This window comes from Allokutzneria oryzae, from assembly GCF_042429765.1.
Taxonomy (GTDB): domain Bacteria; phylum Actinomycetota; class Actinomycetes; order Mycobacteriales; family Pseudonocardiaceae; genus Allokutzneria; species Allokutzneria oryzae.
Map to the genome: position 1 here is coordinate 184,367 of NZ_JBHLZU010000018.1, position 16,922 is coordinate 201,288.

General features: G+C 70.8%; 14 protein-coding genes. 2 read left to right on the forward strand and 12 right to left on the reverse strand.

Features of this window, described 5'->3' with window-relative positions:
- Positions 1-58: 58 nt before the first annotated feature.
- The 4 genes from topA to ACFFQA_RS20005 all read right to left on the reverse strand — a co-directional run bounded on the left by topA (position 59) and on the right by ACFFQA_RS20005 (position 6,908).
- Positions 59-2,875 (reverse strand): type I DNA topoisomerase, encoded by a 2,817-nt coding sequence (gene topA / locus ACFFQA_RS19990; RefSeq protein WP_377854181.1) that lies wholly within the window; start codon positions 2,873-2,875, stop codon positions 59-61.
- A 171-nt stretch (positions 2,876-3,046) separates the two neighbouring features.
- Positions 3,047-3,628: a hypothetical protein gene (locus tag ACFFQA_RS19995; RefSeq protein ID WP_377854184.1), complete on the reverse strand. Its 582-nt coding sequence runs from the start codon at positions 3,626-3,628 to the stop codon at positions 3,047-3,049.
- Between the two features lie 121 nt (positions 3,629-3,749).
- Complete coding sequence (locus ACFFQA_RS20000) at positions 3,750-4,367, reverse strand: hypothetical protein (RefSeq protein WP_377854187.1); 618 nt, start codon at positions 4,365-4,367, stop codon at positions 3,750-3,752.
- 201 nt (positions 4,368-4,568) lie between these two features.
- Entirely contained in the window at positions 4,569-6,908 is a 2,340-nt protein-coding gene (locus ACFFQA_RS20005; RefSeq protein ID WP_377854190.1) for a sodium-translocating pyrophosphatase, read from the reverse strand.
- Positions 6,909-7,172: 264 nt separating this feature from the next.
- Here ACFFQA_RS20005 and ACFFQA_RS20010 point away from each other — a divergent pair, with 264 nt between their 5' ends.
- Complete coding sequence (locus ACFFQA_RS20010) at positions 7,173-9,584, forward strand: DNA 3'-5' helicase SftH (RefSeq protein ID WP_377854193.1); 2,412 nt, start codon at positions 7,173-7,175, stop codon at positions 9,582-9,584.
- Here ACFFQA_RS20010 and ACFFQA_RS20015 read toward each other — a convergent pair.
- The 8 genes from ACFFQA_RS20015 to ssd all read right to left on the reverse strand — a co-directional run bounded on the left by ACFFQA_RS20015 (position 9,568) and on the right by ssd (position 15,202).
- Entirely contained in the window at positions 9,568-10,188 is a 621-nt protein-coding gene (locus ACFFQA_RS20015; RefSeq protein WP_377854195.1) for a bifunctional DNA primase/polymerase, read from the reverse strand. The two genes, ACFFQA_RS20010 and ACFFQA_RS20015, sit on opposite strands and share 17 nt — an antisense overlap.
- A 261-nt stretch (positions 10,189-10,449) precedes the next feature.
- Positions 10,450-10,773 carry an Rv3654c family TadE-like protein gene (locus ACFFQA_RS20020; protein ID WP_377854198.1) on the reverse strand — a complete coding sequence of 108 codons (324 nt, stop codon included), beginning with the start codon at positions 10,771-10,773 and terminating at the stop codon, positions 10,450-10,452.
- Between the two features lie 29 nt (positions 10,774-10,802).
- Positions 10,803-11,156 carry a TadE family type IV pilus minor pilin gene (locus ACFFQA_RS20025; protein WP_377854201.1) on the reverse strand — a complete coding sequence of 118 codons (354 nt, stop codon included), beginning with the start codon at positions 11,154-11,156 and terminating at the stop codon, positions 10,803-10,805.
- Positions 11,157-11,158: 2 nt separating this feature from the next.
- The gene (locus ACFFQA_RS20030; RefSeq protein ID WP_377855903.1) at positions 11,159-11,362 is read right to left on the reverse strand and encodes a DUF4244 domain-containing protein; all 204 of its coding nucleotides are present in this window, start codon (positions 11,360-11,362) and stop codon (positions 11,159-11,161) included.
- A gap of 102 nt (positions 11,363-11,464) precedes the next feature.
- On the reverse strand, positions 11,465-12,190 hold the full coding sequence (locus tag ACFFQA_RS20035) for a type II secretion system F family protein (protein ID WP_377854204.1): 726 nt from the start codon (positions 12,188-12,190) through the stop codon (positions 11,465-11,467).
- Positions 12,187-12,906: a type II secretion system F family protein gene (locus ACFFQA_RS20040; protein ID WP_377854207.1), complete on the reverse strand. Its 720-nt coding sequence runs from the start codon at positions 12,904-12,906 to the stop codon at positions 12,187-12,189. Before ACFFQA_RS20040 ends, ACFFQA_RS20035 begins: the two co-directional genes overlap by 4 nt.
- 83 nt (positions 12,907-12,989) lie before the next feature.
- On the reverse strand, positions 12,990-14,177 hold the full coding sequence (locus tag ACFFQA_RS20045) for a TadA family conjugal transfer-associated ATPase (RefSeq protein WP_377854209.1): 1,188 nt from the start codon (positions 14,175-14,177) through the stop codon (positions 12,990-12,992).
- The gene (ssd, locus tag ACFFQA_RS20050) at positions 14,156-15,202 is read right to left on the reverse strand and encodes a septum site-determining protein Ssd (protein WP_377854211.1); all 1,047 of its coding nucleotides are present in this window, start codon (positions 15,200-15,202) and stop codon (positions 14,156-14,158) included. Before ssd ends, ACFFQA_RS20045 begins: the two co-directional genes overlap by 22 nt.
- 662 nt (positions 15,203-15,864) lie before the next feature.
- Between ssd and ACFFQA_RS20055 the strand changes: the two genes are divergently transcribed.
- Entirely contained in the window at positions 15,865-16,719 is an 855-nt protein-coding gene (locus ACFFQA_RS20055) for an HAD family hydrolase (protein ID WP_377854214.1), read from the forward strand.
- The last annotated feature ends 203 nt before the right edge of the window (positions 16,720-16,922 follow it).

Here is a 16,922-nt window from a genome sequence, read left to right on the forward strand (position 1 = left end):
CTTCAAGCCCGGACAACGCAACAGAGGGGCCACGACGGGCCCCTCTGCGCGCGTTGGGTCAGGACTTCGAGGCGGAAGCCTTCTTCGCGGCCGGCTTCTTGGCGGCGGGCTTCTTCTCCGCAGCCGCCTTGGTGGTCGTCTTCTTCGCCGCGGGCTTCTTGGCCGCCGCCTTCTTCTTCGGCGCCGGTCCCTTGGCCCGCTTCTCGGCGAGCAGCTCCGAAGCGCGCTCGTCGGTCAGCGTCTCCACGTCATCGCCCTTGCGCAGCGACGCGTTGTACTCGCCATCGGTCACGTAGGGGCCGAACCGCCCCTCCTTGACGATCATCGGCTTCTTGGAGACAGGGTCCTCGCCGAGCTCCTTCAGCGGCGGCGCCGACGCGGCCGACTGCCTGCCCCGCTTCTTCGGCTCGGCGTAGATCTTCAGCGCCTCCTCCAGGGTGACGGTGAAGATCTCGTTCTCCGTGGCCAACGACCGGGAGTCGGTGCCCTTCTTCAGGTACGGGCCGTAACGGCCGTTCTGCGCGGTGATCTCGTCGCCGGACTCCGGGTCCTTGCCGACGAGCCTGGGCAGCGACAGCAGTTTGAGCGCGTCCTCCAGCGTCACCGTCGCCAGCGACATGGACTTGAGCAGCGAGCCCGTGCGCGGCTTCGCCTTGCCCGCGCTCTCCGGCAGCACCTCGGTGACGTAGGGCCCGAAGCGGCCGTCCTTCGCCACGATCTCGTTGCCGCTGACCGGGTCCTTGCCGAGCGAACGGCCCTCCATCGGGGTCGCGAACAGCTTCTCGGCGATCTCCGAGGTGAGCTCGTCCGGCGGCAGGTCGTCCGGCAGGTTCGCCCGCTGGACGTCGCCCTCCTCGCCGCTGTCGCCGTCGCGCTCCAGGTAGGGGCCGTAGCGACCGACGCGGACCATCACCGTGCGGCCCTTGTCGTCGGAGAACATCGGGATCGAGTTCACCTCGCGGGCGTCGATCTGCTCCACCGAGGAGCCGACCAGCTTCTTCAGCCCGCCGGTGCGGCCGATCGAGCCGTCCGGGCCGACGTCCCCGCCGAAGTAGAACCCGGACAGCCACTGCGTGCGCTCCTGGCGCCCGGCGGCGATGCCGTCGAGCTCGTCCTCCAGCGCGGCGGTGAAGTCGTAGTCGACCAGGCGGCCGAAGTGCCGCTCCAGCAGCCCGACCACCGCGAAGGCTACCCAGGAGGGCACCAGCGCGGAGCCCTTCTTCCACACGTAGCCGCGGTCCTGGACGGTGCTGATGATCGAGGCGTAGGTGGAGGGGCGGCCGATGCCCATCTCCTCCATCGTCTTGACCAGGCTGGCCTCGGTCAGGCGGGGCGGCGGGTTGGTGGTGTGCCCGTCCGGGGTGAGCTCGGTGGCGGTGACCGGCTGGTCCTTGGTCAGCCGCGGCAGGCGGGTCTCGGCGTCGTCCGCCTCGCCACCTGCCTCGGAGTCCACCGTCTCGACGTAGGCCTTGAGGAAGCCGGGGAAGGTGATCGTGCGGCCAGACGCGGCGAAGGTGCACTCCTCACCGCTGGTGGCGGTGCCGGTGATGCGCACGGTCAGCGTGGTGCCCTTGGCGTCGGCCATCTGCGAGGCGATGGTCCGCTGCCAGATCAGCTCGTAGAGCTTGAACTCGTCGGCCTCCAGCTCACGCGCGACCTGGCCGGGGGTGCGGAAGACCTCACCGGCGGGGCGGATCGCCTCGTGCGCCTCCTGGGCGTTCTTGACCTTGCGGGTGTACTGCCTCGGCTTGTCCGAGACGAACTGCGCGCCGTAGAGCTCGGTGGCCTGCGAGCGCGCCGCCGCGATGGCGGTCTCCGACAGCGTGGTGCTGTCGGTACGCATGTAGGTGATGTAGCCGTTCTCGTACAGCCGTTGCGCGGTGCGCATCGCCCGGTCGGCGGTGAAGCGCAGCTTGCGACCGGCCTCCTGCTGGAGGGTCGAGGTCATGAACGGCGCGTAGGGCTTCCGGGTGTAGGGCTTCTCCTCGACGCTGGAGACGGCCATTGCCGCGTTGGCAAGGCTCTCGACCAGCCGGCGGGCCTCGGCCTCGTCCAGCCTGCGCACGTCGGCGGAGGCGCGGAGGGTGCCGTCCGGGCCGAAGTCGCGGCCGGTGGCCAGGCGCGCGCCGTCGACGGAGACCAGCCGGGTGCTGAAGGAGCGCGGGTTGGCCGCGTCGCCGTCGGCCTTCTCGGTCTCCATGACCGCCGAGATGTCCCAGTACGAGGCGGGCACGAAGCGGATCCGCTCGCGCTCGCGCTCCACCACGATCCGGGTCGCCACCGACTGGACCCGGCCCGCCGAGAGCTTCGGCATGACCTTCTTCCACAGCACGGGGCTGACCTCGTAGCCGTAGAGCCGGTCCAGGATGCGGCGGGTCTCCTGGGCGTCGACCAGGTGCTGGTCCAGGTCGCGCGGGTTGGCGGCGGCGGCGCGGATCGCGGGCTCGGTGATCTCGTGGAAGACCATCCGCCGCACCGGGACCTTGGGCTTGAGGGTCTGCATCAGGTGCCACGCGATGGCCTCGCCCTCGCGGTCACCGTCTGTCGCGAGGTAGAGCTCGTCGACGCTCTTGAGCGCCTCCTTGAGCTCGGTGACCGTGGACTTCTTGTCCGGAGTGACGATGTAGAGCGGCTCGAAGTCGTTGTCGACGTCCACGCCGAGCCGGGCCCACGACTGGCCCTTGTACTTGGCTGGCACGTCGGCGGCGCCCCTCGGCAGGTCGCGGATGTGCCCCCGTGAGGACTCCACCACGAAGTTCCTGCCCAGGTAGGAGGCGATCTTGCGCGCCTTCGCCGGTGACTCGACGATCACCAGGCGACGGTTGCCCGAGCCCCCGTCACCGCCGTCCTTCTTCGCCCGTGTCGACCCTGCCACGCCTATACCGCTCTCTCGTCCCTGTAGTACGTCCCGGTTCGCAAGTGTGCACCGAGCGCAGTCACCCTCGGTGTTGCGGGTGAGCTGACAGAGTGGCACACCCTCGCGCCGAGGCTGTGTTTCTCACCCTGTGAACACGCTCGCCGAACAACGGATTCCCTGGTCAGCCGCTCAGGCGACCGGCCAGGTCCCCTCGACGGCCCCGGCGGGGGCCGGCCCGACAAGCTCGGCGAGCCGGGCGAGTCGCCGCCTGCCGGTGATCCGCAGCACCGGCAGGCCGTCACTGGCGGCGATCACCGTCGCCGCCAGACCCGCCGCGGTCAAGGCCCCGACAAGTGGATCATGGGTGCCGGGTGCTGCCGGGTCCAGACCGAGCAGGTAGGCCGAGGACTCGACCCGCCCGGCGGCCAGCGCCCACATCCGCAGCACCCGTCCGTCGGTGGTGAAGCTAGCCGGGACCCGCTTGGTCCCGCCACGCGACCACGCGGCGGCCAGGCCCGTGAGGTCGGCCCGGAAGGCCGTGCTCAGCACCGGCAGACCGGCATCGGAGCTGGTCAGATGGGTGAGCACGCCGCGATCGGCGCAGGCCGCCGCGACCGGGCCGACCCGTCCCCGCCGATCCAGCTCTACGGAGACCCTGGCCGTGGTGCCCCTGCCGAAACCGACTACCCGGCCCGGGGCGCACAGCAACCCGGCCAGGTCGCCGACCTCGGGCAGCGCGGCCTCCGCGGAGTAGAAGGACAGCTGTCCCACGCGGGCAGCGTAGAACAGATGTTCGACTCGGGGCAGTCCTGATCACGCGGAGCGAGCAGGCGATTTCGCTCGTCCGGATGACGGGCGGGCGAGCTACACCGGTTGAAGGGTGAAGCAGTTCCTACAGCGCGCTCTGCCCCGTCAGGGCGCCCCGCAGGTCCCGGCAGGAGGCGTGCGCGTCCATCGCCTGCTTGATCTCGGCGTTGTTCTCCAGCTCGACGAGGACCTTCGGCTCGCCCTGCGCGGCGGGATTGCCCTCACCGCTGAGCGCCCGCATCACCGCCTCGGTGAAGTTCGGCGCGGACGGGTTGATCGCCTCCGCGTCGCGGCGCGAGGTCTCGAAGACACCGATCTGCCCGGCGAAGTCGGTGAGCAGGACCTGCTGGATCCGCTCGCCGTCCGCGATGTCAGGCGCACCGCCGTCCGCCAGCTTCTTCTTGATCTCCGATGTGCGCTTGATAGCCGCGTTGAGCAGGTCCAACGCCGCCTGCTTCGCGCGCGCGGAGCTGCCGTGCGCCGTCGGGTCGTAGTCGATGAAGGTCGCGATGGTCCTGAGCGTGTCGACGAATCCGGTGCAGGTGGTGGCGGCCCAGGTGCTCACCGGTGCCTTGCGCACGCCGGCCGTGGTCGCCTCCGCGGGGCGGTCGCCCGGCTCGGCCACGTTCGTCCCCCGCGCGCAGCCCACCACCGCCGCGAGCACGCCCGCAGCCACCGTCACCACCAGAAGCTTGCGATTCACCTGACTACCCCCCAGCGCTTCAGTGATCTTCAGCAACTGATCCGGAAGTTACCGGCACCCTCTGACACTCTCATGACGGGGTACCCCCGAACGAGTTACTAAATTCAGGTCATCGCCTGACAACAACATCGGCCCACCCCGGAGGTGTTCCCGGAGTGGGCCGAGTTGATGCCTGCGTCAGGCAGGACGCGCCTCAGAGGGTCAGGCGCTGGTGCTGGCCGCGTTGTCGGCGGCGTTGTCGTCCGCGATGGAGGTGGGACGGCGCTTGGAGATCACCACGGCGGCCACGATCACCACGATCGCGGCGACCGAGATCACCGCGCGCAGCCCCGGAGAGGCGTACTCGCCGATGGACAGCGTCACGATGGCCGGCGCGATCAGCACCGACACCAGGTTCATGACCTTCAGCAGCGGGTTGATCGCCGGGCCCGCGGTGTCCTTGAACGGGTCACCGACGGTGTCACCGATGACGGTCGCAGCGTGGGCGTCGGAGCCCTTGCCACCGTGGTTGCCGTCCTCGACCAGCTTCTTGGCGTTGTCCCACGCGCCACCGGCGTTGGCCAGGAACACGGCCATCAGCGTGCCGGTGGCGATGGCGCCGGCCAGGTAGCCGGCGAGCGGGCCGACGCCGAGGCCGAAGCCGACGGCGATCGGGGCGAGCACCGCGAGCAGGCCGGGGGTGGCCAGCTCGCGCAGCGAGTCCTTGGTGCAGATGTCCACGACCCGGCCGTACTCCGGCTTGGTGGTGCCGTCCATGATCCCGGGGTTGTCCCGGAACTGGCGCCGGACCTCGAAGACGATCGCGCCCGCGGCCCTGGTCACCGCGTTGACCGCGAGACCGGAGAACATGAACACCACAGCCGCGCCGATGGCCAGACCCACCAGCACGTTCGGCTGGAAGATCTCGTAGCGGAACGCCAGCCCCAGCTCACCGGCCCCGACGATCGCGTCCTGCGCGGCGCTGAGCGCCTTGCTGATGGCGTCGGTGTAGGAGCCGAACAGCGCGGTCGCCGCGAGCACGGCGGTCGCGATCGCGATGCCCTTGGTGATCGCCTTGGTGGTGTTGCCGACCGCGTCGAGCTCGGTGAGGATCTTCGCGCCGTCGCCCTCGACGTCGCCGGACATCTCCGCGATGCCCTGGGCGTTGTCGCTGACCGGGCCGAAGGTGTCCATCGCGACGATGACGCCGACCGTGGTGAGCAGGCCGCAGCCCGCGAGCGCGATCGCGAACAGCGCGACGATGACCGAGCCGGAGAGCAGGAACGCCCCGTAGACCGCGGCGCCGATGACCAGCGCGGTGTAGACCGCCGACTCGAAACCGACCGAGATGCCAGAGAGCACCACGGTGGCCGCGCCGGTCAGCGAGGTCTTGCCGACGTCCTTGACCGGGCGGTAGTCGGTGCCGGTGAAGTAGCCGGTCAGCCACAGGATGACACCGGCGAGCACGATGCCGATGATCACCGCGACAGCCGCGATCATGGCCGGGCTGCCCTCAAGCGAGGCCAGCTCGGGCGACAGGCTGGTCAGACCGGAGAACGCACCGGGCAGGTAGACGAACGCCGCGATGGTGCACAGGACCGCGGAGATGATCGCCGAGATGTAGAAGGACCGGTTGATCGCGGTCAAGCCGCTCTCACCGGGCTTGGTCCTGGTGATGTAGACACCGATGATCGCGGTCACCACACCGATCGCGGGCACGATCAGCGGGAACAGCAGGCCCTGGGTGCCGAAGGCCGCGGTGCCCAGGATCAGGGCGGCGACCAGGGTGACGGCATAGGACTCGAACAGGTCCGCCGCCATGCCCGCGCAGTCACCCACGTTGTCACCGACGTTGTCGGCGATGGTGGCCGCGTTGCGGGGGTCGTCCTCGGGGATGTTCTGCTCGACCTTGCCGACGAGGTCGGCGCCGACATCGGCGGCCTTGGTGAAGATGCCGCCGCCGACACGCATGAACATGGCGAGCAGCGCGGCGCCGAAACCGAAGCCCTCCAGCACCTTCGGCGCGGCGCCCGCGTAGGCGAGCACCACGATCGCGGCGCCGAACAGGCCGAGGCCGACGGTCATCATGCCGACCACACCACCGGTGCGGAAGGCGACGCGGGCGGCCTTCTCGCGGCCACCCTCTCCTTCGTTGGCGGCCGCGGCCACCCGGACGTTGGCCCTGGTCGAGAGCCACATGCCGAGGTAGCCGATGGCCGCGGAGAACACGGCACCCACGATGAAGAACAGTGAGCGGCCGATCCTCTCCGACCAGTCTTCCGCTGGCAGCGCGAACAGCAGCACGAACACGATCACGACGAAGATGCCGAGCGTGCGGAACTGGCGGTTCAGGTACGCGGCCGCGCCCTCCTGCACCGCCTTGGCGATCTCCTGCATCTTCGGGGTGCCCTGGCCGGCGGCCAGCACCTCCCGCAGCAGGACATACCCAATGGCGAGCGCGGCAAGAGCCACCACGGCGACGATCGCGACCAGGCCGCGATCACCTCCGGTGAGCTCGATGCCCTGCGCCCACATGCTCTGGGCGAGGTTGAGGCGGGACATCCGTCCTCCTGGTCTGTCGCGGTTATGCCACGCCAGGAGCCACCAGCTGCGTCAGCTCCGACGCGGATAAAAGGCATGTGCATCGCCGGGACGGCGCGGTCCCGGCGATGCAACGGTGGCGGAGTCTATTGCCAACGTCACACGCGCCTTCACGCCGTCCCTACACGAACACGGAACGTGATCATTCCGCGCTGATTGATCTTGTGTCCACCCCTGGGCCCCTGGCCCGTCCGCGCTGTCGGTACCTGCTGTCAGACTCCGAACGTGCGTGGGCGGACGGAAGGACGACAGGACAACCCCGGCGGTGCGTCGTACCGGCGGCTTCGCGGCCGTGACCTGCTGGATCAGGTCGTCGCGGGCACCGGGCCCGACGAGCACCCGCTCACCCACGTCGCCAGGGTCCCGCCGCGGCGGGCGGAGTTCGCCGACTGGCCGGAGTGGGCACCGGAGGAGCTGGTCGAGTCACTGCGCGTGGACGGAGTGCAACGGCCGTGGCGGCACCAGGTCGAAGCCGCTGAACTGGCGAAAGCGGGCCATAACGTGGTAATCGCGACGGGCACCGCGTCCGGCAAGTCGCTCGCCTACCAACTGCCCGTCCTCGCGACGCTCGCGGAGGACCCGAAGGCCCGTGCGCTCTACCTCGCCCCGACCAAGGCCCTCGGCGCCGACCAGCTCCGATCGGTCACCGGTTTCGGGCTGCCCGACGTCAGGGCCGCGTCCTTCGACGGCGACACCCCGCGAGTCGACCGGGACTGGGTCCGCGCGCACTCGCGGTGGATCTTCACCAACCCGGACATGCTGCACCGGGGAATCCTCCCGGCGCACGCCCGCTGGTCGGGCTTCTTCCGCAGGCTGACCCATGTGGTGGTCGACGAGTGCCACGCGTACCGCGGGGTCTTCGGCTCACACGTGGCGCTGCTGCTGCGCAGGTTGCGGCGGGTGGCGCGCAGGTACGGCTCCGATCCGGTGTTCGTGCTCGCGTCGGCCACGGCGGCCAGTCCCGCCGAGTCCGCCTCGCTGCTGACCGGAACACCGTGCCAGGCGGTGACGGTGGACAGCTCCCCGAGCGGCGGGCGCACGGTCGCGTTGTGGGAGCCGCCGCTGCTGGAGGACCTGACCGGGGAGAACGGTGCGCCGATCCGGCGTTCCGCCGGGGCCGAGGCCGCGCGCATCCTCGCTGACCTGGTGCTCCAGGGCGCCCGCACGCTGGCCTTCATCCGGTCGAGGCGCGGTGTGGAGCTGGCGTCGCTCGGCGCGCGGCGGATCCTCGCCGACGTCGATCCCGAGCTCGCGCGGTTCGTGGACTCCTACCGCGGCGGCTACCTCCCGGAGGAACGGCGAGCGCTGGAACGGGCCTTGCTCGACGGCCGGTTGCTCGGGGTCGCCACCACCAGCGCCCTGGAGCTGGGCGTGGACATCGCCGGGCTGGACGCGGTGCTGGTGGCGGGCTGGCCGGGCACGCTGTCCTCGTTCTGGCAGCAGGCGGGGCGCGCCGGGCGGGACGGCGAGGAGGCGCTGGTCGTCTTCGTCGCCAGGGACGACCCGCTGGACACCTACCTCGTGCACCATCCCGCGGCGCTGCTCAGCCGCCCGGTCGAGGCCACGGTGCTGGACCCGTCCAACCCGTACGTCCTCGCGCCGCACCTGGCCTGCGCGGCGGCGGAGCTGCCGCTGACCGAGGACTGCCTCGCCGGCTTCGGCGCCGCCGCCCGCCCGGTGCTGGACGGGCTCGTCGCGGACGGGGTCCTGCGGCGGCGGCCGACCGGGTGGTTCTGGACCGACCGGGAAAGTCCACATGGGACGGTCGACATCCGTGGCTCCGGCGGCGAGCAGGTCGCGGTCGTCGAGGGCGACTCCGGCAGGATGCTCGGCACGGTCGACCCGGATTCCGCTTGCGCCACAGTGCATCCGGGCGCGGTCTACCTGCACCGCGGTGAGTCCTACGTGGTCGACGAGCTCGACCTCGACGGAGGGCTCGCGCTGGTGCACGCCGAGGATCCGGAGTGGACGACCTCGCCGAGGACGGTCGTGGACATCTCCGTGGTGCGCACCGTGGAGGAACGTCGCTATTCAGGTGGGGTGTCGGTCTGCCTCGGTGAGGTGGAGGTGACCTCCGAGGTGGTGGGCTACCTGCGGAAGCTGCCCTCCGGCCGGGTTCTCGACCAGGTTCCGCTCGAACTCCCCGCGCAGACCCTGACCACGCGGGCGGTCTGGTACACGCTGTCGGAGGAGTTGCTGCGCGGTAGCGCGCCGGGGGGCGCCGGAATCGAACCGGCGCGCACTCCCGGCGCGCTACACGCTGCCGAGCACGCGGCGATCGGCCTGCTACCGCTGTTTGCGACCTGCGACCGTTGGGACATCGGCGGGGTGTCCACCGCTTCGCACGCTGACACCGGGGAGGCGACGGTGTTCGTGCACGATGGGCATCCGGGGGGAGCCGGCTTTGCCGATCGCGGTCATGCCGCGATTGTCCCTTGGCTAGCAGCTACGCGGGAGGCGATCGTTTCCTGCGAGTGCCCGGCGGGGTGCCCGTCCTGCGTTCAGTCGCCAAAGTGCGGGAATGGCAACGAACCGCTGGACAAGGCGGGGGCGGTCGCCGTACTCGATGCGGTACTCGCCGTTGTGGGGTCGAGTCGCGTCGAGCCGGCTGACCGATCCCCTAGCGCTCCGCGGTAACCAGCCGCGCAGCGTTGTCGACGACGTCGGAGCGCAGAGCCAGGGACAGAGCGTCCTGAACGATCTCCGAGCTCGGCAGGTTCCAGCCGCAGACCTGCGGCTTGACCCGCCAGTGGGCGACGCCGTGCTGGAAAGGCGAAGGCGGAAGCGGGATGAAGCTGTCCTTGCCGTGCAGGACGATGCCGTCCTCGGCGGCGAGCTCGGCGCGCAGCTGGGCGCCGGAGTCGGTGAGGAACAGCCAGCGGCCGGAGGGGGTGGCCGCGATCGGCACGACGACACCGGCGGCGCGCAGCTCGATGGCGGCGCGGCGACCGAGCTCCGCGTCCACCTCGATCGCGTCGAGGACGATTCCGGTGGCCACGAGCAGCGAGTAGGGGCGGCCGCTCCACCAGGTGGCCACCTGGTCGGGCTGGGTGCCGACGCGCTCGGCCCAGTCGCGGTGCACGGGGACGGGACCGTCGGTCTGCAGGCCGTCCCGGCCCGCCCAGCCGGCGGCGGTCGGGTAGGTGCCCGGCAGGACCGGCCAGCCGCGCCACGCGAGGCCGATGGCCTCCGCGCGCAGCTCGATCCGGAATGCTCCGCGCCAGCTATCCGACCAATCCATTTTCTGCCTCCAACGGTGCTTCTCGCTTCCATCAAAACCAAACGGCACAACTGCCACCTTGCGTAACCCCGCGTCGACAACCGGTAGCTACGGCACGGCGAATGAGACCTAGATCGCAGGCGGAACGAACTCTGCCGACCATTCGACTGCGACGACCGGCGCCGTCGGCACCGTCGTCTCCGGGGGTAATACCGATCACAGTCGATCTCTCTGCCGCTCGCCGTGGCTCATCGACCGCTCATCGCAGCCGACCGTTCTCGATCACTCAGCCGGACCGGCCCGTGCCCGTGCGACGACCGGTACGACGAACGGCAGCCGACCGGTCACCGTGGCCCGAACCTCGACGAGCGCGTCCCATCCGTCGAGCCGGCAGCCGGTCACCACCACCCCCATCCGCTCGCCGACCCGGGCCGCCGCGCGGCAGGCGCTCGACGTTCCGGAGGGGGCCCGCGCGGCCGCGGCGAGGGCCGCGAGATCGGCCGCCGCCTCGGCCCGATGCCGGTGGATCTGCGCCCCGCCGAGACAGAGGAACAGGAACAAGACGGAGAGCAGGCCCGCCACTCCGACCGCCGCCGGAACGGTCACCGAACCCCGATCGGACCGGTTTGCCCAGTTCAAGGGCTTTCCTCGGCGTCGCCGACTCCGGGTTCGAGCACCGCGAACGCGCTGCCTCGCAACCGCAGGCCCGGCAGCAGACGACCGAGGACGGCCACTTCGACGACCACGGACACGGTCTCGCCGTCCTGCTGGACGATCAGCCCAGCACCGGCCGGAGCGATCCGGCGCAACGCCTCGGCGGAGCCTCCATGGTCGCCCCGGGAGATCAGCCGGGCGATCTCGCGGGCGGCGTCGACGCACCGGAGTTGGTCGGCGACGGCGCGCAGCCCGGTCAGCGCGAGACCGAGCACGAGCAGGAGGGAGGCCACCGCGATGGCGGCCTCGACGGTCGCCGCACCGCGGTCGGACACGGCTAGAAGGCGACGTCGAGCGCACGCCGGACCAGTCCCTCCAGCGCCGCGGTGATCGGCTCCCCGGTGATGACCGCATAGAGGATGGCGGCGAATGCGGCGGCCGCAATGGTGGCGATCGCGTATTCCGAGCTGGCCGTCCCCGCATCAGTGCCGACGAGTCCGACAAGGCCGGTCCGCGAGCCCGAGAAGATTTTCCATTCCATTTTCAACAACCCCTTTTCCCTCGTGAAAGGTGGTTCTCCATGTATTTCTCGCGCTGTCCACTTCGGACATTCCGGCCATCTCCACCAGCGGGGCCGACTCCGTCACCAGGAGGCGAGCAGCCCGTTCGCCAGCCCGGCGACCACCGGGACGACGCCGAGGCAGAGGAAGGCGGGCAGGAAGCACAGCCCCAGCGGCGCGGCCACCAGCACCGCCGCGCGCTGGGCGAGGGCCTCCGCCCGGTCGGCGGCCGTCGCCCGCAACGTCGTGGCGAGCTCACGGACGAGCTGGGCGAGCGCGGAGCCCGACCGAGCCGTTCCGCGAGCCGCCCTGGCTAATCGCGCGGTCTCCGGCACGGCAAGGGCGGGCTGCCACGCCGCCACGGGATCAGCGCCGAGCGCGAGCAGCTCCGCGGTCTCCGCCAAAGCGGTCCGGGCCGAGCCGGGAAGCCGCTCGGCGACCACCCGCACAGCCGTGGGCACCGGCATCCCTGAGCTCAGGCACGCGGCGAGCACGTCCCATGCCGCGGCGAGCGCCAACGGATCGGTCTCCGGAACGTCGGGCGGCCTGTTCAACACCCAACGAGCACCGAACCACGCTCCGAACGCGACGAGAGGACTGAGCAGAACCGCGTCCGGAGCGAGAACCGCGACGCAGCCGCCCAAGCTCAGTCCTGCCAGCACCGCCAGCCACCTCCTGCGGGTGGCTGGCGGTGCCGTGGCACGTGGTTGACCGAACAAGGCATCGAGTCGCGGTCTGCTGCTTCGTGCCGTCGGCGCGGCGATGAGTGCCGCCGCCAGGGCGAGCGCCGCCAAGGACTGAGTGGTCATACGGCCACCGCCCGGGAGGTGAGGTGCGTGCTCCACGCCAAGCCCGCACACATCAGCACCGCTCCGAGAACCAGCAGCACCTGGCCGAACCCGGTCCGCACGAGCACCACGAGCGGTGCCGCTCCCATGGCCTCTCCGAGCAGCAGGCCGACCACCGGCAGCGCCGCGAGCACGGCGGCGGTGGCACGTGGACCGGCCATGCGCGAGTCCACTTGGTGCGCGAACCGGATTCGTTGCCCCAGGTCCCGGTGCACCGCTTCCACCAGCTCCGCCAAGGGCACGCCGTGTTTCTCCGCCGTGTCCCACACCGCACCGAGGTGCCTCAACGCCGGCCCGCACACCGGATCGACCTCGATGAAGCGGTCAAGGGCGGAGCGGACGTCTCCCCCCAGTCGTGCGGTGGAAAGCATGGCGCGCAAGGGTTTCTCGGTCTCCTGGTCCACGTCGGCGATCACGCTCTCGATCGCGCTCGCGGGGTGAGCACCGGATCGAAGGTCCCCGACGAGGAGTTCCAGCGCTTCGGCAAGGCCGTTCGCAGCGACCATGCGGCGGCTCTCAACACGGCGCCGACGCAGGTGCCGGTGCACCGTCCACGTCAGAACCGCGACCGCGACTGCCCCACCGATCCCGGCGAACAGGGCCACCACGATCGCGGTGACCGCGATGAGCGGCGTCGTGCCCGGCCGGTACCGCGCCCATCCGGACCGCCTGGTCACGCCGGACAGCGCCGCCAGCCTGGATCGCGCAGAAGCAGTGGGCCACAACGTGATCGCTAGTGCGAGGCAGAGGGGAGCGAGGGCTACCACGGCGGGTTCACCTCCCTCGCCTTCAGCAGATCGGCGAGCAGCCCCTTGCCGGGCAGCCACCCGCTCTCGTGGTGCCAGGCGGGCACGACCTGCGCGCGCTCACCGACACGGGTGAGCACGCCAACGGCCGCCAGCCGACGACGTCCGTCCGGCTCGCGCTTCATGTGCAGCACGACCTGGACCGCCGCGCTGAGCTGGCTGTGCAGGGCGTCGCGGGACAGGCCGCCGAGCGCTGCCAGGGCTTCCAACCGCGCAGGCACCTCCGCTGGAGAGTTCGCGTGCACAGTGCCCGCTCCGCCGTCGTGACCGGTGTTGAGCGCGGCGAGCATCTCGCAGACCTCCGCACCGCGGACCTCGCCGAGCACGAGGCGGTCGGGACGCATCCGCAGCGCCTGGCGGACGAGTTGTCGCAGCGTGATCTCACCCGCGCCCTCGACATTGGGCGGCCGGGCGATGAGCCGGACGACGTGCGGGTGTCCCGGCTGGAGCTCTGCCGCTTCCTCGACACTGACGATGCGCTCCTCCTCGGGGACGCAGCCGAGCAGAGCCGCCAGGAGCGTCGTCTTGCCGGAGCCGGTGTTGCCGACGACGAGGAAGGCCAGCCGCGCGGTGATCAACGAACGGAGCACGTGCGCCATGGAGCGGTCGAAGGTGCCCAGCGCGCACAAGGTGTCCAGGTCGTGCGTCGCCGGACGCAGCACGCGGAGCGAGATGCAGGTGCCGTCCGCGGCGATCGGCGAGAGCACGGCATGCAACCGGACGCTGCCGCTGGCGCCGCAGTCGGGAAGCCAACCGTCCACATAGGGCTGCGCGTCGTCGATGCGCCGTCCGGCCGCGAGTGCGAGCCGTTGTGCCAGTCGCCGCACCGATTCCTCGTCGGGCAGGTCGATCAGCACCGGTCGCAGTCCTCGGCCCCGATCCACCCACGCCTGCCCCGCGCCCGCGACAAGCACGTCCGTGGTCGCCGGATCGCGGAGCAGGGGTTCGAGTGGTCCCGCACCGACGAACTCCTGGTGCAGCACACGGATTGTCCGCAGCAGGGTGGTGTCGCCGATGACTCCCCCGGCTTCCGCGCGAACGGCGTCGGCGACGGCTCCCGCGGTCACCGGTGCGTTCGAGGTCGCCAGCCGGTGCCGAACGCGGTCGGCGAGATCCCCGCTCACCGCGTCCGCCCGTCGCACAGCACGTCGAGAACCTGGCCGGCCGTCGCGGCGAGAGGTCCCTTGGTCTGCGCCGGCGGGTGCCCGTTGTCGAGCGCGCGGCCGAGTCCGGGTTCCGGGCGCATCGCGGCCAGCAAGGGCAGGGCGAGGGACCGTTCGACGTCCTCCGCCTTGAGCCCGCCCGGTGCCGGGCCGCGAACCACGACGCGGAGATCGACCCCGCGGCTCAGTGCTCGTTCGGCGACCCGGGACGCGGCGGCACACGCCCGAACCTCGGCGGGGACCACGAGAACGGCCAGGTCGGCGAGGTCGAGCGCGGTGAGCGCGGCGTCCGGCAGATGCCTCGGCAGGTCGCAGACCACGATCCCGCCGCCACGCCTGCCCGCCGACACCACCGCGTCCACGGCCGCCGGTTCCGGCCCGCCCCCGTCCCGGTCGCAGGACAGGACCGTGAGCCCGCCGCCCTTGACTTCGGCCTCCGGCAACGCCGAGCGCAACGAGGAGGACGACATCCGGCCCCGAGTCGGCGTCAGTCCCGGCCAGCGCAGTCCTTCGGTGTGCTCGGCGCCGAGCACCAGGTCGAGGCCACCACCGAACGGGTCGCAGTCGACGAGCAGCACCTGCTCACCCCTGCCGAGCGCGACCACGGAGGTGGCGCAGGCGAACACCGAGGCTCCGGCTCCGCCGCGCCCACCGACCACGGCCAGCACGCGGCCCGCGTCGGTCTCCGGCCCTTCCGCGATGTCGGCAAGGGTCGAGGCCAGCCAGGGTTCCGCCCGGGGCAGGGCGAGGACCTTGTGCACGCCGACCTCGACCGCCTGCCGCCACAGACCGGGGTCCGGTTCGGTCTCGGTCAGCACGACGACCCCGGCCCGGCGCGGCAGGTCGGCGTCGGCGCACCGCTTGAGGCCCGCCTCGTCGAGCAGCACCAGCGGCGCCGACGACCACAGCCGCCGGGCGGCGGCCGCGTCGGGCACCCGCTGCACCTCGCAGCCCGCCGCCGCGGCCAGCCGCAGGGCCTCGTCAAGCAGTTCGGTGTCGTCCATCAACACCAGAGGTCGTGCCGTGTCCACTGGTTCCCCCCGCCGTGTCCCGTCGCGCCGGAGGTGCGTTCCGGCGGCTTCCCCACGGTCACTCGGGATCGGGGCTCGGGCCACGGGGCCGGGGCAATCTGTGGACAACGGGGGTCGATGTGGACAACTCGGCTTGTGCGGCGGTTGTGGCGCCGGGAATGTCGGTGCGCTGAGGAAAAATTGAAGTCGGGGGTACCCCTCGCGCGCGCGAACAACGGCTCCCGCGACGAGCCGGAGCCGTCGCGAGGGGAACGCCACGTCGAGGTGTCCGGAAGGATGCCCCCTCACAAAGCGACAAGATCGCGCACAGACCCACAGGAGAACGGCGGCAAGGGTGCTCCACGTCTCGGATCTGGCACCGAGGGTGAGACCGAGCCAACGGGGCCCGGGAGCCGGAAACCGCCTCGTAGCAGGGATCCTGGGGAAACGCGTCCGACCCCGGACATGGGACGACCCCCGCCAGGGGGGAGGGACGGGGGTCGTCATAGGTTCAGTCCCGGGGGGTCGGACTGAACCCGTCCGGCACAGCCGGACGTCACTACTGTATCCCCCCGCCGCCAGAAGTTGCCTCTCGTCCGTTCGAGCGACAGGTGACGATTCGGCACCGGTGCCGCAACGAGACCTATGCTGAGTCCGTGATCGTTCCTGGTGAGAGCGGGCGAAAGACGGCAGAGAACCGGGTCGCGGCGTTCTTCGACCTCGACAAGACCGTCATCGCCAAATCGAGCACCCTGGCCTTCAGCAGGCCCTTCTTCCAGGAGGGGTTGATCAACCGGCGCGCCGTGCTGAAGAGCGCCTACGCCCAGTTCATGTTCATGCTCGCCGGAGCGGACGCGGACCAGACCGAGCGGATGCGCGAGCACCTGACCTCGCTGTGCACCGGCTGGGACGTCGAGCAGGTCCGCGCGATCGTCGACGAGACGCTGCACGACATCGTCAACCCCCTGGTCTACGCCGAAGCCGCCGAGCTGATCTCCGACCACAAGACCGAAGGTCACGATGTGATCGTCGTCTCTGCCTCCGGCGCGGAGATCGTCCAGCCGATCGCGGAGATGGTCGGCGCGACCCAGAGCGTCGGCACCAGGATGGTCGCGGCGGAGGGCCGCTACACCGGCGAGGTCGACTTCTACTGCTACGGCGAGAACAAGGTCGTTGCCGCGCGCGAGCTGGCCCAGGCCAACGGCTACGACCTCGCCGACTGCTACGCGTACTCCGACTCGATCACCGACCTGCCGCTGCTGGAGGCGGTCGGGCACCCCACGGCGGTGAACCCGGACCGCTCGTTGCGCAAGGTCGCCGCGCAGCGCGGCTGGCCGGTGCTGACCTTCTCCGACCCCGTCTCGCTGCGCTCACGCATCCCCAGCCCCTCGGGCACGGCCGTGGCCGCGGCGGCGGTCGGGCTCGGCGTCGTCGCGGCAGCCGGGGTCGCTTTCTACGGCATCCGCAGGCACCAGCGGCGGAGCAAAGGGCAAGAGGAACAAGGCGACTGAACCTGTTAGGGCTAGCGGGTTCCAGCCGAAGGCGCAGCCCTACTCGTGGGTTGCCGCAAGGCGTGTCGACCTTGCTGAAACGGTGCACCCGTCCGTGCCCTTGCTGTGATGGCAGTCACGGACTACAAAGGAGGTGCGGACCTCTAGAGGCCAGGGACGTTACGAAGAGAAGTACCGTTCACCCCCTAGGGCTCCGTGCGAGG

What these genes read in the sequence shown, in the direction of transcription:
- ACFFQA_RS20005 (WP_377854190.1), bottom strand. Translation starts at nt 6,908, where the DNA reads ATGTCCCGCCTCAACCTCGCCCAGAGCATGTGGGCGCAGGGCATCGAG.
- ACFFQA_RS20035 (WP_377854204.1), bottom strand. Translation starts at nt 12,190, where the DNA reads ATGACCACTCAGTCCTTGGCGGCGCTCGCCCTGGCGGCGGCACTCATC.
- ACFFQA_RS20015 (WP_377854195.1), bottom strand. Translation starts at nt 10,188, where the DNA reads ATGGATTGGTCGGATAGCTGGCGCGGAGCATTCCGGATCGAGCTGCGC.
- ssd (WP_377854211.1), bottom strand. Translation starts at nt 15,202, where the DNA reads ATGGACGACACCGAACTGCTTGACGAGGCCCTGCGGCTGGCCGCGGCG.
- ACFFQA_RS20030 (WP_377855903.1), bottom strand. Translation starts at nt 11,362, where the DNA reads ATGGAATGGAAAATCTTCTCGGGCTCGCGGACCGGCCTTGTCGGACTC.